Origin of the sequence: Streptomyces sp. NPDC048331, assembly GCF_043201215.1 — a bacterium.
GTDB lineage: Bacteria > Actinomycetota > Actinomycetes > Streptomycetales > Streptomycetaceae > Streptomyces.
In genome coordinates this window covers 1-14,679 of record NZ_JBICYT010000002.1, presented here as the reverse complement: position 1 = coordinate 14,679, position 14,679 = coordinate 1, and the positions used below count along the sequence as shown (strand labels likewise).

The 14,679-nt window shown below is 72.2% G+C and carries 13 protein-coding genes; 6 read left to right on the top strand and 7 right to left on the bottom strand.

Going from position 1 to position 14,679, the window contains the following annotated elements:
• Positions 1 to 71: 71 nt before the first annotated feature.
• The 5 genes from ACGFYY_RS03570 to ACGFYY_RS03550 all read left to right on the top strand — a co-directional run bounded on the left by ACGFYY_RS03570 (position 72) and on the right by ACGFYY_RS03550 (position 5,150).
• A complete protein-coding gene (locus tag ACGFYY_RS03570) occupies positions 72 to 1,130 on the top strand; it encodes a DUF2804 domain-containing protein (RefSeq protein WP_393706854.1) in 1,059 nt (352 codons plus the stop codon).
• Positions 1,131 to 1,204: 74 nt separating this feature from the next.
• Positions 1,205 to 1,882 carry a helix-turn-helix transcriptional regulator gene (locus ACGFYY_RS03565; protein ID WP_393706853.1) on the top strand — a complete coding sequence of 226 codons (678 nt, stop codon included), beginning with the start codon at positions 1,205 to 1,207 and terminating at the stop codon, positions 1,880 to 1,882.
• Between the two features lie 32 nt (positions 1,883 to 1,914).
• Positions 1,915 to 2,469 carry a DUF3291 domain-containing protein gene (locus tag ACGFYY_RS03560; RefSeq protein ID WP_393706852.1) on the top strand — a complete coding sequence of 185 codons (555 nt, stop codon included), beginning with the start codon at positions 1,915 to 1,917 and terminating at the stop codon, positions 2,467 to 2,469.
• Between the two features lie 87 nt (positions 2,470 to 2,556).
• A complete protein-coding gene (locus ACGFYY_RS03555) occupies positions 2,557 to 3,201 on the top strand; it encodes a dihydrofolate reductase family protein (protein WP_393706851.1) in 645 nt (214 codons plus the stop codon).
• Between the two features lie 104 nt (positions 3,202 to 3,305).
• Complete coding sequence (locus tag ACGFYY_RS03550; protein WP_393706850.1) at positions 3,306 to 5,150, top strand: glycoside hydrolase family 15 protein; 1,845 nt, start codon at positions 3,306 to 3,308, stop codon at positions 5,148 to 5,150.
• 435 nt (positions 5,151 to 5,585) lie between these two features.
• Here ACGFYY_RS03550 and ACGFYY_RS03545 read toward each other — a convergent pair whose 3' ends face one another.
• From ACGFYY_RS03545 to ACGFYY_RS03520, 6 genes are all read right to left on the bottom strand, one after another.
• A complete protein-coding gene (locus ACGFYY_RS03545) occupies positions 5,586 to 6,629 on the bottom strand; it encodes a cytochrome d ubiquinol oxidase subunit II (protein WP_393706849.1) in 1,044 nt (347 codons plus the stop codon).
• Positions 6,626 to 8,116: a cytochrome ubiquinol oxidase subunit I gene (locus ACGFYY_RS03540; protein WP_393706848.1), complete on the bottom strand. Its 1,491-nt coding sequence runs from the start codon at positions 8,114 to 8,116 to the stop codon at positions 6,626 to 6,628. The genes ACGFYY_RS03545 and ACGFYY_RS03540 overlap by 4 nt, the downstream gene beginning before the upstream one ends.
• A gap of 31 nt (positions 8,117 to 8,147) precedes the next feature.
• The gene (locus tag ACGFYY_RS03535; protein WP_393707307.1) at positions 8,148 to 8,942 is read right to left on the bottom strand and encodes an SDR family oxidoreductase; all 795 of its coding nucleotides are present in this window, start codon (positions 8,940 to 8,942) and stop codon (positions 8,148 to 8,150) included.
• A 213-nt stretch (positions 8,943 to 9,155) separates the two neighbouring features.
• Positions 9,156 to 10,736, bottom strand: coding sequence for a GMC oxidoreductase (locus ACGFYY_RS03530; protein WP_393706847.1), 1,581 nt, complete (start codon positions 10,734 to 10,736; stop codon positions 9,156 to 9,158).
• 132 nt (positions 10,737 to 10,868) lie between these two features.
• Positions 10,869 to 11,783, bottom strand: coding sequence for a cyclase family protein (locus tag ACGFYY_RS03525; protein ID WP_393707306.1), 915 nt, complete (start codon positions 11,781 to 11,783; stop codon positions 10,869 to 10,871).
• Positions 11,784 to 11,930: 147 nt separating this feature from the next.
• Positions 11,931 to 12,740, bottom strand: coding sequence for a M15 family metallopeptidase (locus ACGFYY_RS03520; protein WP_393707305.1), 810 nt, complete (start codon positions 12,738 to 12,740; stop codon positions 11,931 to 11,933).
• A gap of 227 nt (positions 12,741 to 12,967) precedes the next feature.
• Between ACGFYY_RS03520 and ACGFYY_RS03515 the strand changes: the two genes are divergently transcribed.
• Positions 12,968 to 13,708 carry a hypothetical protein gene (locus tag ACGFYY_RS03515; protein WP_393706846.1) on the top strand — a complete coding sequence of 247 codons (741 nt, stop codon included), beginning with the start codon at positions 12,968 to 12,970 and terminating at the stop codon, positions 13,706 to 13,708.
• A gap of 6 nt (positions 13,709 to 13,714) precedes the next feature.
• On the opposite strand, the gene ACGFYY_RS03510 is transcribed toward ACGFYY_RS03515, so the two are convergent.
• A partial coding sequence (locus ACGFYY_RS03510) for a carotenoid oxygenase family protein (protein ID WP_393706845.1) occupies positions 13,715 to 14,679 on the bottom strand: 965 nt, incomplete at its 5' end.

Below are 14,679 nucleotides of genomic sequence, written 5' to 3'. Positions count from 1 at the left end.
GGGTGCGCGGTTCGCGCCGTCGTTCTCGCGACCGCCCGGTCCGGTGGAGCCCCGGCCGGTAGGGTCCGGTCATGTCCACGCACGAACGTGAGATCGTCGCTCCCGTCGACCTGTGCCGCGCCGACGGAAGGATCGCCCCGCAGGCGATCGGCTGGTCACGCACTCCGTTGCACCGCTGCCGGATTCCCGGCTGGGGGCGGACGAAGCGGTGGGAGTACTGGTGCGTGACCACGCCGACCCATCTGGTGGCCCTGACCGTGAGCGACCTCGACTTCCTGGCCCTGAACTCGATCTACGTCCTGGAATACGGGCCGGGCGGCCGGGAGTTCGAGCGGACGGCGATCGTTCCCGGTGGGTTCGGCGTCCGACTCCCCGACACCGTCGCGGGAGCTCCGGATCCGGGGTCACCCGCGCTCGTCGTCGGACCGCCGCGGCCGGTCAGGGGCCAGGTACGGATCGAGATCCGCGGCGAGGGCCCCGCCACGCGTCTGCGGGCCCGCTGCCTGGGTCCGCGGGGCCTGCCGGTGGAGGTGGACCTCCTCGTCGGGATGCCCGCCGGGCACGAGACCCTCTCCGTGGTGGTGCCCTGGGACGAACGCCGCTTCCAGTACACCTCCAAGCACACGGCCCGGCCCGCGTCCGGCACGGTCCGCATCGGGGACGACGTGCTGGCGTTCGGCGAGGACGCCTGGGGCACCCTCGACCACGGGCGGGGCCGGTGGCCCCGCTCGGTGGCGTGGAACTGGGGTGCCGCCTCCGGGCGTACGGACGGCCGCACCGTCGGGCTGCAGTTCGGCGGCCGCTGGACGCGCGGCACCGGAGCGACCGAGAACGCGGTGTGCGTGGACGGCCGGATCAGCAAGATCGGCCAGGAGCTGGAGTGGCACCGGTCCGGCCGCGACCACCTGGCGCCGTGGTCGATCCGCGGCCCGGGACCGGGACGGGGCCCGGTGGACCTGGTGTTCACGCCGTTCCACAACCGCCACACCCGCACCGACATCGGTCTCCTCGCCAACCGCACGGACCAGTGCTTCGGCCACTACACGGGCACGGTCCACACGGACGACGGCGAGCGGATCGAGGTGGACCGGCTGCTGGGCTGGGCCGAGGACGTCCGCATGCGCTGGTAGTCCGCCGTGGCGGGGCCCGGCCGGGGTGCGCTTCGCCTTCTATGTCCAATCCGCATTGTTCCTAGAATGGCCGGGTGAAGGATATCGATGCGATCGCGGTGTTGCAGGATCCGGTGCGGCGCCGTCTGTACGAGTACGTGGTGGCCCAGGGTCGCGAGGTCGGCCGCAACGAAGCCGCCGAGGCGGCCGGGGTGGCCCGCACCCTCGCCGCGCACCACCTGGACAAGCTGACCCAGGTCGGGCTGCTGGAGAGCGGCAGTCGCCGGCTCACGGGTCGCTCGGGGCCGGGGGCCGGTCGGCCGGCCAAGGTGTACACGCGGGCCCGGGGCGAGCGGTCGGTGTCCCTGCCCGCCCGCGACTACCGCACCGCCGCCGAGCTGCTCGCCGAGGCGGCCGAGCGGGCCGGGCTGGACGCCGAGCTGTGCGCCGCCGCGCGCCGCCGGGGTGAGGGCCTGCGCGGCTCGGCGGAGCCCTGCGGAGGCCTCGCGGAGGCCATGGAGGTACTGGCCGCCCGTGGCTACGAACCGCACGTGGAGGCCCCCGACGGGGACGAGGAGGCCGCGCGCGTCGTCCGGATGCGCAACTGCCCCTTCCACGCCGTGGCCGAGCGCTTTCCGCCGCTCGTCTGCGGCATGAATCTCGCGCTGCTGGAGGGGTTGCTCGGCGCCGACGGCCCGGTCCGCGCGCGGATGGACGCCCGGCCGGGGGAGTGCTGCGTGGTGCTGGAGGATTCTAAAAACAATGAGCGTTGACATAGAAATCGGAGCTGTGCTGGGATGAGGCCATGACCGAATCCCCGCACGCCGCCCACCTCGCCCAGCTCAACGTCGCCACGCTCCTCCACCCCTTCGACGACCCGCGCACGACCCCCTTCGTCGAGATGCTCGATCCGGTCAACGCCGCCGCCGACGCCGCACCCGGCTTCGTCTGGCGGCTCGTGGAGGAGGGGGCGGCCGACGCCACCGGCCTGCGCCCGGCGGGGGAGAACGTCATCGTCAACCTGTCGGTATGGGAGACGCGGGAGGCCCTGTGGGACTTCACCTACCGCAGCGGCCACCTGGAGGTGATGCGGCGGCGCCGCGAATGGTTCGCGCGGCACGTCGAGGCACACATGGTGCTGTGGTGGGTCCCGGCCGGACATCTCCCGACCGTCGGTGAGGCCCTGGAGCGCCTGGCGGACCTGCGGGAGCACGGGCCGTCCCCCCGCGCGTTCACCTTCGCCTCCGTCCACCCGGCCGGCGAGGCGGCACCGCACCCGGGGACCGTACCGCCGACGCGACCCGGGCCGGCCGTCCCGAGCGCCCGCGAGGTGCCGTCCGAGGGCGCGGCGGCGCGGTAGCGGCCGGGTTCCCGGCGCGGCGATGAGTTCGCGGCCCCGCGCGGGTCTATCCCTTGACGGAGACGACCGACTCACCGGGAGCAAGCCATGGGCCTCATCCACATCGAGATGTTCGCGACCCTCGACCTCGTCGGGCAGGCGCCCGGCGGCCCCGACGAGGACCCGGTGGGGTTCCCGTTCGGCGGCTGGCAGGCGCCCCTGTTGGACGAGGTGGCCGGGGCGCAGATCGGCGCCGCGTACGAGGGCACGGACGCCCTCCTGCTCGGCCGCCGGACCTACGACATCTTCGCCGCCTACTGGCCGCACCAGCAGGGCGGCGAGGACAACGAGATCGCCACGCTCTTCAACCGCGTCCCGAAGTACGTGGCCTCTCGCGGCAGGCCCGACCTCTCGTGGGCCGGTTCCACCCAGCTCGGCCCGGACCTGGCCGGCGCGGTGCGCGAGATCCGCGACCGCCACGAGAACGTGAAGGTCGTCGGCAGCCTGAACCTCGTACAGAGCCTCCTGCGCGAGAAGCTCTTCGACCGCCTCGACCTCTGGCTGCACCCGATCGTGCTCGGCGTCGGGAAGAAGGTGTTCGACGACGGCGCGGTCCCCACCAACCTCACCCTCCTGGCGCCCCCGGCGGCCGGCCCGAAGGGCGCCGTGCACCTGCGCTACGGGCTCGCCGACGGCATCCCCGCGACCGGGGACATGAGCGCACCCGACCACGGCGTCGCGAGCGAGGGCTGAGACCACCCCGTACCCGGCTCGGCGGGACGGTGTCGCGAGCCCGACATACGCTGGTTCGGGGGGCCGAGATCCGGGCGAGGAAGCATGCCGGAAGGGACGCCCTGATGGACGAGTACCCGCTGATCGAGAACCACGGCCTGATAGGTGACCTGCAGACCGCGGCGCTGGTGACCTCCGACGGTGTGGTCGACTGGTTCTGCTGTCCGCGCTTCGATTCGCCCAGCGTGTTCGGGGCCCTGCTGGACAAGGGCAAGGGCGGCCACTGCACGGTCCGCCCGGCCCACGCGACGTACGCGACCAAGCAGTTGTACCTGCCCGACACCGCGGTTCTGGTCACCCGTTTCATGACCGAGGCCGGCGCCGGCGAGGTGGTCGACTTCATGCCCCTGACCGGCACCACGGTCACCGCACGGCACCGGCTCGTCCGCATGGTCCGCTGCGTGCGCGGCAGCATGACCTTCGACGTCGACATCGCCCCCCGGTTCGACTACGGGCGCACGTCGCACGAGCTGAACCTCACGCAGAACGGGGCGGTGTTCACCGCCGACGGGACGACCCTGACCGTGCACACCATCAGGGAACCGGACGACGAGCGGCTCGGCCACCTCCTGACCGCGGGTGACCGCGACGTCCACCTCACCCTGAACCTGCGAGCGGGACAGCAGCGCGGGCTGATCCTGGAGTCCGCCGCCGACGGACCGCCCCGGCAGATCCGCCTCGCCGAGTACGAGGAGCTCTTCCACGCCACCATCGGCTTCTGGCGGAACTGGCTGAGCACCTCCCGCTACACCGGCCGCTGGCGGGAGGCGGTGGAGCGTTCCGCCGTGACCCTGAAGCTGATGACCTACGCCCCCACCGGCGCGGTGGTCGCGGCCCCCACCACCGGCCTGCCCGAGCAACTCGGCGGCGAGCGCAACTGGGACTACCGCTACACCTGGATCCGGGACGCCTCGTTCTCCGTCTACGCCCTGCTCGGCATGGGGTTCACGGAGGAGGCCCAGGCGTTCATCGGGTGGCTCGGCGACCGGATCGAGGAACGGGCGGGCGAGCAGGGGGAAACCGGCCCGCTGAACATCATGTACGCGGTCGACGGCTCCTCCGACCTGAAGGAGGAGAGCCTGGACCACTGGGAGGGCTACGAGCGCTCGGCGCCCGTCCGCATCGGCAACGGAGCGGCCACCCAGCTCCAGATGGACATCTACGGCGAGGCGCTCGACAGCATCTCCTTCGCCCAAGGACACGGCATCCACCTCGGGTACCGCGGCTGGAAAGGCCTGATCCACGTGCTGGACTGGCTGGCGGAGCACTGGGACTCGGCCGACGAGGGCCTGTGGGAAACGCGCGGCGGGGCCCAGGACTTCACCTACGGACGCGTGATGTCCTGGGTGGCGTTCGACCGGGCGCTGCGGCTCGCCGACGTCAGCGGCCGCCCCGCACCGGCGCAGCACTGGAGCGGCGCCCGTGACCGGATCTTCCAACAGGTCATGGAGAAGGGCTGGAACGAGGAGCGCGGCGCGTTCGTCCAGCACTACGGCAGCCGGGTCCTGGACTCCTCGCTCCTGCGCATGCCCACCGTCGGTTTCCTCACCCCCCAGGACCCGATGTGGGGCTCCACCCTCGACGCGATGGAGCAGGAACTGGTCAGCGACAGCCTGGTGTACCGCTACAACCCCGAGGCCTCGCCGGACGGTCTGCGCGGATCCGAGGGCACCTTCTCGCTGTGCACCTTCATGTACGTCGACGCGCTCGCCCGGGCCGGCCGGATCGACCAGGCACGGCTCGTCCTGGAGAAGATGCTCGGCTACGCCAACCACCTGGGCCTGTACTCCGAGGAGATCGACCTCACCGGACGCCAACTGGGCAACTTCCCGCAGGCGTTCACCCACCTCGCCCTGATCGACGCGGCGATCACCCTCGACGCGGCCCTGAACCGGGGCTCCGCGCCGTAGGGACGGCGCGGCATCCGCGAACAACGGGGTGAAGGCGCCGCCCGGCGGGCCGGCCCCTCCCCGGGGGACGGCCGCGTCGGGACATCGAGGGCGTCCACGGGCCCGACCACGGCGTGCACGCCGTGGTCGGGCCCGTCACCGGTGGCATCGTCGCCCACCTGACGGGCCCAACAGGCCGCCGGCGCACCACGGCACCCGGGCCGTCTCGACCAAGGCCCCATTGCCGCCTCTCGGCGAGACTCCTCCGCGCAGACGCCCCGCTCCGGACGGAACTCCGAGAGCCGATCTCGCACGGCCGGCAGACCCGGCCGCACTCACGCGGACGGACCAGCCCGATTCGGCTGGCCATGACCGAATCGGCGGACCTGAAAACTCTCGAGCCGTACACCTCCGGCGCCCCGAGCGTGCCACGCGGACCCCGACCCCCCGCCGACGTCAGCCCTCCGCCTCAGGGCCGCCGCGCCGCAGGTCGGCGTCCGTGAGGGGCTCCAGGTCGCCGCGGGTGTCGAGCCGGTACAGGAAGGCCACCGCGGGGAAGACCAGGACCGCGGCCACCAGGGTCACGATGAGCAGCCAGTGCAGGGTGCTGGGCGCCCCCGCCGCCTCGGCCACCGTCAGCCGGCGGGGGATCAGGTACGGGCGCTGCGCCACGCCCCACGCGAGCACGGCCGAGGCCATCACGACGACGGTCGCGGGCCGGGACCACGCCCCGGACGTGCGCAGCAGCAGCCAGGCCGTGACGAGCGTGGCCAGCACGGACACGATCAGGAGGATCAGCCCGGCGCCGTGGGTCAGGCCGTGCCACAGGTGCGGCGCGTCCCCGTGGGCGACGATCAGCGTGACCGCTCCCAGCACGGCGAAGACGGCCAGGGCGACCAGCCCCCGCCGGCGGAAGTAGGCGTGCAGGTCGGGTGCTTCGTAGCGGACGGCGTCCGCGGCCAGGAACACCGCCCCGAGCAGGGCCGTGCCGACGACGGCCAGCAGACCGAAGAAGACGGAGGTCGGGTTGAACCAGGCGTGCGCCGTCGGCTCGGTCCCCGGCCCCACCCGCCCCGAGGCGATCCCGCCCGCCGCGGCACCGAGGAAGAACGGGGTGAGGAGCGAGGAGACGGCGAACACGGCTCCGTAGAGCCGCCGTCCGGCGATCCTGCGGGTCGGCTTGCGCAGCGCGAAGCCGGCGCCGCGCAGCACGATGCCGATGGCGGCGAGGGCCAGGGGCAGCCACATCGCGGAGAACACGGTCTGGAAGAACACCGGGAACCCGGTCCACATGATGACCAGGACGAAGATCAGCCAGACGTTGTTGACCTCCCAGACCGGGGCCATGGCGTGGTCGATGAGCCACCGGGGGCGCTTGCCACGTTCCGCGCCGCCCGCCGTCAGATCCCAGAAGCCCGCCCCGTAGTCGGTGCCGCCGGCGCACGTGTAGGCGGCCACCGCGAGGAGCAGGACGGCGGCGACCACTGCGGCGGCGGTCACGGCCGGCCGTCCTCGGTCGGTGCCGCGCCGGGGCCGTCGCCCGCGGCGGGGCCGTCGCCGGCCGCGACGGCGGAGCGGGGGCCGTAGGGGGTGTCGGTCTCCGGTGTCGCCATCGTGCCCGCCTCGAGGCTTCGTTCGTCGTCCTGGCGCCATCGGGTGCGCATTTTCAGGAGCACGGCCAGGAAGGACCCGAAGATGAGGACGTACACGACGACGACCACTGCGAACATGGTCCACAAGGACCCGGAGCGGGCCCCGGTCACCGCTTCGGCGACCCGCATGTTCTCGTAGACGATCCACGGCTGGCGGCCCACCTCGGTGGTGATCCAGCCGCATTCGACGGCGATGACGCTGGCCACGCCGGCGCACGCGGCGCTGCGGTAGAACCAGGGCGAGGCGGGCAGCCGGCGGCGGCGCCACCAGACGAACGCGTACCAGACGACGAGCAGCAGGAGCACCGAGCCGATGCCGACCATGATGTCGAAGGTCCAGTGGATGAGGGTGGCCTGGGCCACGGTGGGCCGGTTCTCCGCCGGTACGGTCGCCAGCCCGTGCACCTCGGTGTCGGGGCTGAAGCCGGCCAGGATGGAGTCGAGTTGCGGGATCTTGATGCCGCCGGTGACGGTCCCGTCGGGGTGCAGGCGGCCGAAGAGGTACTCAGGGACGTGCGTGTCGGTGTTCCAGACGATCTCCATCGCCGCGAACTTCACCGGCTGCTTCTGGAACACCGCCCGGGCGATGGCGTCGCCCAGCATGAACTGGACGGGCGTGAACACGGCTGCGACCGTGAACGGAACGGTGAAGCCGAGCCGGTGGTAGCGGTCACGGCGCCCGCGCAGCCAGCCGACGGCATAGACGCCGGCCACCACGAATCCGGCGGTGACCAGCATCGCGACGACGAAGTGCCAGTACTGCGGCCCGAACATCGGCGTGAAGATCGCCTTCCGGACGTCCACGTCCACGGGATTGCCCTCGGAGTCGAGGGAGAAGCCCTGCGGGGTGTTCATCCAGGAGTTGGCCGCCAGGATGCCGAAGGCCCCGAGCAGGGCCGTCACCGGCAGCGGCAGCCCGAGCAGGAAGTGGGTCCGGGCGGGCAGCCTGCGCCACCCGTACAGGTAGATGGCGATGAGGACGGCCTCCAGGAAGAAGGCCCAGGCCTCGACGCCGAAGCCGATCCCGAACACATCGCCCCACCGGCCCATCAGGCCCGGCCACAGCAGGCCGAACTCGAAGGACAGGACGGTGCCCGTGACGACGCCGATGGCGAACTGCACCGCCATGACCGCCGACCAGCGGCGCGCCAGCAGCAGGGCGGTCGCGTCGCCGCGCCGCAGGCCGTAGCCGTGCATGATCAGGGTGATCAGCGGCAGCGCCACGCCCATGGGCACCAGGATGATGTGCGAGGCGAGGGTGAAGGCCATGAGCGAGCGGGCCGGCAGCATCTGCGGCGGTGCCGCCTCCGCCAGCAGGTGGAGCGTGGTGTGCATGCGTCCCTCCCCGGGGCTGCGCGGATGGAGGTCAGCCGCCGGTGGCGAAGCCCGGGAAGAGGGTCATTCCGCCGTCCACGTAGAGCGTGGCTCCCACCACGTAGTCCATGAGGTCGGAGGCGAGGCCGACGGCCGCGTGGGCGATGTCCGCCGGGTCGCCGACCCGACCGTAGGGGATCAGCTTGAGCAGGTCCTGCTCGGCCTGTTCGGTGTCCCAGGCGCTGCGGTTGATGGGCGTCCGGATCGCGCCGGGGGCGATCGCGTTGACGCGGATCTTCTTCGGGGCGAGCTCCTGGGCCAGGGTCTCCATCATCATCTGCACGCCGCCCTTGGAGGAGGCGTAGTTCACGTGCCCGGCCCAGGGGATGATCTGGTGCACCGAACTCATGCAGATGATCTTGCCCGCGGAGCTGGAGACCTCCGGCACGACCCCGCGCCGCAGGAACTCCTTCGTCGCCTCGCGGGCGCACAGGAACTGTCCGGTCAGGTTGACGTCGATGACCTTCTGCCACTGGGCGAGGGTCATCTCGGTGAAGGCGGAGTCCCGTTGCAGCCCGGCGTTGGCGACGAGGATGTCGATGGTCCCGAACTCCTCGACCATGCGCTCCGTCATGGCCACGACCTGGGCCTCGTCGGACACGTCCGCCTCGTACGCCGCCGCGCGCACCCCGAAGGAGGCGATCTCCTCGACGACCTTCTCAGCCTCCTCCCGGCCGGCCACGTAGTTCACGACCACGTCCGCCCCGGCGCGGCCCATGCCGATCGCCGTGGCCTTGCCGATGCCGGAGTTCGCGCCCGTCACCAGTGCCTTCTGGCCCCGGAGCAGGTGCGCGGGGATCACGCCTCGGGGTACGCCCTCGGTGGAACTCACGACGGACTGCCTCCTTCGTACCGCGACCCCGTGCCGTCGGGGCGACGGCACCCCGGCGGGTCCGGCGTCACCCAATCACCGGGTGCGGGGCGCGGTGGCCCGCTGAGATCCGCGTTGCGCCACCCGGCCCAGGATGTTCGCCCGGTCGGCGGTGTCCCGGCGTAGGAGTCAGCCCATCCGCTCCAGGAGGTGGTCGCCGACCCGCAGGGCGTTCGCGATGGCCGTCAGGGACGGGTTGACCGCGCCGATGCTCGGGAAGAAGCTCGTGTCGACCACGTACAGGTTGTCCAGGTCGTGCGCCTTGCAGTCGAGGTCCAGGGCCGACGAGGCCGGGTCGGTGCCGAACCGTACGGTGCCCGCCTGGTGCGCGGTGGCCCCGATCGGCATGCCCTTGTGCAGGTAGAGGCTGTGGTCGAGCAGGTGGTGCTCGTGCATGCCGAGGTGGCCCAGCATGCCCTGGAGCTTGTGCCGCAGCCGCTTCAGCCCGGCCGTGTTGTGGGACTCGTCGAGCGCGAGATGGATGCGGCCGTCGCCGTCCAGGGTGACGCGGTTGTCGGGCAGCGGCAGGTCCTCCCCGCACAGCCAGAAGTCCACGGCGTGATGGGCCATGACCTCGAAGGGCATGTCGGGGGTGATCGCCCCGGCCCAGCGCGGGGCCTCGCCGTGGATCTGCTCGGCGTCCGACTTGCCGAGCATCTGGATCCCGCCGAGCGGGTAGTCCCAGTCGTCCGCGCCCAGGTACCAGTCGTGCAGGGCCAGCGTCTTCTGGAACTGGGTGTCGTTCGGCTCCCGGGAGACGGCCATCAGGGCCAGGTTGTTGTGGCGCATGTAGAACCGGCCGACGACGTCCGAGGCGTTCGCGAGGCCCCGCGGGTGCCGGTCGTTCGCCGAAGCGAGCAACAGGGCAGCGGAGTTGACCGCGCCGCAGGCCACGACCACCAGGTCCGCGGAGAACCGGGCCTCCTCGCCGCCGTCCAGCCGCGTGACGACGGAACTGACCGTGCGTCCCGTCGGGTCGGTCTCCAGTCGCACCACGTGGGCGTGGGTGATCAGCTCCACACCCGGATGCCGCAACGCGGGCTCCACGCAGATCACCTGGGCGTCCGACTTGCCACGGACCAGGCACGGGAAGCCGTCCACCCGGTTGCAGCGGATGCAGACGCTGGACGGGGTCGCCCGACCGGCCGCGTCCTGGACCAGGTCGACCCCGATGGGCAGGTGGAAGGGGTGCAGGCCCTGCTTCTCCAGGTCGTCGCTCAACTGCTGGATCCGCGGCTCGTGTTCCACCGGCGGATGGGCGTACTGGGCGCTCGCCGGGCCTTCCGTGGGGTCCTCGCCGTGTCGGCCGTGCACCCGGTAGAGGTGCTCCGCCTGGGTGTAGTACGGCTCCAGCTCCTCGTACCCGATCGGCCAGGCGGGCGAGAGCCCGTCATGGTGGCGCAGCTCGCCGAAGTCCTCCGGGCGCAGCCGGAACAGCGCCGCGCCGTAGAACTTGGTGTTGCCGCCGACGTAGTAGTTGACCTCGGGCGGGAACTCGCGGCCGTGCCGGTCGAACCAGAACTCGGGAGCGCGGTACTTCCCCTTGACGAACACCGCCGTGGAGTCCCAGTTGTCGCGCTCGCGGGGGAGGTAGCCGCCGCGTTCGAGGATCAGTACCCGTTTCCCGGACGGGGCGAGCCGGTGCGCGAGCGTGCCGCCGCCCGCCCCCGTTCCGATGACGATGACATCGTAGTGCGCAGCGTCGTTCAACCGGATCACCGTCCTCGGCTCGCGGTGCCGCCGCCCGGGCGGGCCTGTCGCGGCAGGGTCCCCTTCGAACGTATACGTCCCCCGGTCGTGCGGCACCCGGGGGTGCGGGGAGCCGGACGCGCGCGGCGCGGGTCACAGGACGGCGATCGGGTTCACCGGCGAGCCCGTGGCCCCCGGCAGCCGCAGCGGCGCCACCGTGCACAGGAACCGCCACCGACCGAGGCCCGCGCAGGCGTCGGCCAGTTCGTCCAGGTCCAGGTAATCCATCAGGTGCATGCCCAGGGCGTGCAGAGCCAGGACGTGCACGGGGAAGGGGACGCCGGGCACCGGGCTCGGGGCCGTGTCGTTGTTGCCGTCCGAGCCGAGGACGGCGACCTGCCGCTCGGCCAGCAGCCGCATGCACGCCGGATGCAGGCCGGCCCGGGCGTGCGCCGCGTCCCACGCGCCCCTCTCGTGGCGCCGGCGCCGGTGTCCGACCCGTACGAGCAGTAGGTCGCCCGGACCGATCCGCACGCCCTGGGCCTCCTCGGCCGCCATGAGGTCGTCGACCCCCACGAAGTCACCGGGCTCCAGCCAGGGGACCCCGCGCAGCCGCGGGACGTCCAGCAGGAGCCCCGGTCCCACGATCCCGTCCCGTACCAGGTCCAGGGTGATGCCACGGGCGCCCCCCGCCGCCAGCCGGCTCTCCGGGATGCCCTCGTGGAGCTCGCCGTCGAACACGACGTGGCACAGGGCGTCGAGATGGGTGTGGGCGTCCCCGTGCACGTTCATGGCGAACCGGTCCAGCGCGAAGTGCACCCCCGGGGTCCCCGTCTCGGGCGGGGTCGGGGCGGTCAGCCGGTAGACGGCGGGCTGCGGATCGTCGGGCCCCGGCTGCGTCTCGATGGGGGCCGCCAGCGACAGGGTGCGCCCGTGACGCACGTCGGCCGCCGCCGCGGCCACGCGCTCGGGGGTCAGGTGGGCGAGGGCTCCGCGCCGGTGCTCCGCGTGGGTGGACGCCCGCCGGCGCAGCTCGGCGTGGAGGGAGCGGAAGGCCGCCTCCGTCATGAAAGGCGAAACCGTCCGGTCGGGCGTCGGGTCGTCATCCGTCACGCGGGTCTCCCGGTCTTCCGAAGGCCCCGCCTCCACTGTCCGCCGCCCCCGCGCCCCCTGCATCCCGGGCGCTCGCGCCCCTGACAGCGCCGCCCGGCGCTCTCAGGGGCGGTGTCCGGCGACCGACCGGTACGCGACGGGGAAGTCGAAGTAGGTGTCGGGGAACAGCTCCGGCTTGTGCGTGAAGTGCCACCACTCCTCGGGCAGGTTGACGAACCCCTCCGCCGTCAGCGCCGACCGCAGCCGGTCCCGGTTCGCGCGCTGGACCCCCCGGACGCGCGGGTCGTCGGTGTGGGACAGCGTGTCGAAACAGTCGAAACCCGTGCCCATGTCCACCGAGTTGTCCGGGTACCGCTCCGCCCGGGGTGCGTAGCAGGGCACCGATTCCTGCCCCGGGCGCGGCCGGGGCGCCGGAAACGCCGGTAGTCGTACCAGCGTCACGTCCATGGTGCTGCCCCGGCTGTGCCCCGACTTCTTCGCGATGTAGCCGTCCTCGAACAGCCGGGACTTGTCGACGCGCGGATAGAACTCCGCCTTCCGCCGCTCGTCGCCGAGGTCCTCGGCCCACCGTACGAAGTGGTCGACGGCCCGCTGCGGCCGGTAGCAGTCGTACACCTTGAGCGAGTACCCCTGGCGCAGCAGGTTCACCTGCGCCCGGTGCAGTGCCTGGGCGGCCGGGCGGGTCAGGAGGCAGACGGGCTGCCGGTAGCCGTCGATCGGCTCGCCGACGAAGTTGTGCGCACGCGGGTACCGCATGTCCTGCAGGATCGTCGGGTCGACCGAGTTCAGGGCCACGAACGCGCTCGGAGCCTTCGCCTCGGGTGGCGGTGCGCTCGCCCCTGCGGTGGCGGCCCCGGCGGTCGTGAGGGCGATGGCGGCGGCCGTCACCGCCACGGCCAGGCGTGCCCTCATCGGCGGTAAGGACGTGGAACCGGTCATCGGACCTCCATCGGCGGTGCTGCGCGGTCATGATCGGGGACCATGCTGCCCGACGCCGGGCGCGTCCCGGCCCGGTCCGGCCGAACTCACCCGAACTGCGCCCACCGCTCCCCGGCCCTACGCTGATCAGGTGACCGGCAGTGCCGGCGGAGCGGTGATGCCCGCAGCCGGCCGCCGCAGCCCGAGGGAGTTGATGCCCGATGTCCGGACCCAGGGCGGCAGCGGCCCGCCGCGCGACCGCCGGAGCCGCCTGCCTGTTGGTGTTCGCGAGCGGGGGCGTGGCCCGAGCCGACGACAACGGCATCGCCGACGACAGCGCCCAGGCCATCGCCCAGGCTTCGCGCGAGGCCATGGCCGGGGTCACCTCCATGCGCATGGTGGGCAAGGTGACCAACACGTCCGGCACCACGGCTCTCGATCTCCGGTTCGACTCGCAGGGCAACTGCGTCGGCACCGTCACGCCTCCCGGCGGCAAGGGCTCGGCCGACATCGTCAAACGGGGCGACGACGTCTGGATGAAGCTCGACGACGCCCTGCTGAGAGCCCAGGCACCGGGAGCCGCGGGCGAGGACGCGGTCGCGCTCATCAACGGCCGCTATCTGCACGGCACCACGGCCAGCGTCGAGCTGCGCGACTTCGCCCAGCTCTGCGACCTGGACTTCTTCAAGAAGGAGTTCTCCTCGAAGCCGCCGAGCGAACAGCTGGTCAAGGGCGCCCGGACCACCGTCGACGGCCACCCCGCCATCACGGTCACCAGCCGACGCGACGGCAGGACCGGCGCGTACCAGGTCTCCACCGAGGACAAGCCGTACCTGTTGCGGGTCCAGGGCACCGACGCGTCCGGTGAGCGGGTGGCGGCCACCTTCTCCGCCTTCGACGAGCCGGTCGAGGCCACGCCCCCGGCGCCCGCCGACTCGGTCGACCTGTCACAGCTGCGGTGACCGAGGTCAGCCGGCGGAGCTGTCGGGCTCGCCGTCCGGAACCCACGATCCGTGGATGCCCGCGGTGACGCGTCGCGGCAGGTGGACGGTGGCGATCCGGTCGAGCCCGGAGGCGTCCAGGACCAGCAGCTGTGAGGTGTCCTGCTTGAGGTCGGAGACGACGCTGAGGAGGTAGCCGTCGTCCTCGCGGGTGGCGCCCGCGGCGGGGACGAACACCGCCTCGCCGGGCAGGCGCGCGTCGCCCGCCTCGTGGACGTCCCGGGCGCCCGTGGCACGGTCGTACTTGACGATGCCGTAGCCGCCCTGCCCGTTCCGGTCGGGGAAGGAGATCGCGTACTGGTAGCGGTGCTCGGATCCCAGGAACTCCTCGTTGAGGGTGGGGAATTCGATCGCGAGGTCGTCGACGATCCGCTCGTCGACGCGGCCGGCGGCCAGGTCGATCACCCATCGGCGGTTGTAGGAACGGCTAGTGGGCTCGGTGCCGCGCCCCGGGGCACCGACCCACCAGTCCCAGGAGAGCTGGAAGCCCTCCCGGTCCACGGTCGGGCCCTCCAGCACGATGCGGCCCAGGGTGTCCTCGTAGGCGTTGGCGGCGTGCAGCATGCTGCCCGGCTCGATGTCGAACCACCGGATCAGCTCGGCGCCCCGGGGGCCGCGGGGCATCACGCCGATCCTGGCCGGTTGCGCGTCGTTCCAGCCGTAGGGGATACCGGAGTGCTCGGTGGGGTCGAAGGCGACGCTGCCCTCGATGAACACCACGTAGTGGCGGGTGATCGCGAAGTCGTGCTTGAGGGCGGCACTCGACCCCGGGATCTCGGCGGTGTGGGTGATGTGTCCGTCGGCGCCGGCGACGTAGTACACGAGGTGGGGCGGGATGGGCGAGGAGCCGAAGAAGTGGAGTTCCCCGGTCACGGGGTCTTCCTTGGGGTGCGCGGTCATGGCGGTGCGCAGTGTGCCGTCGAAGTCGTACG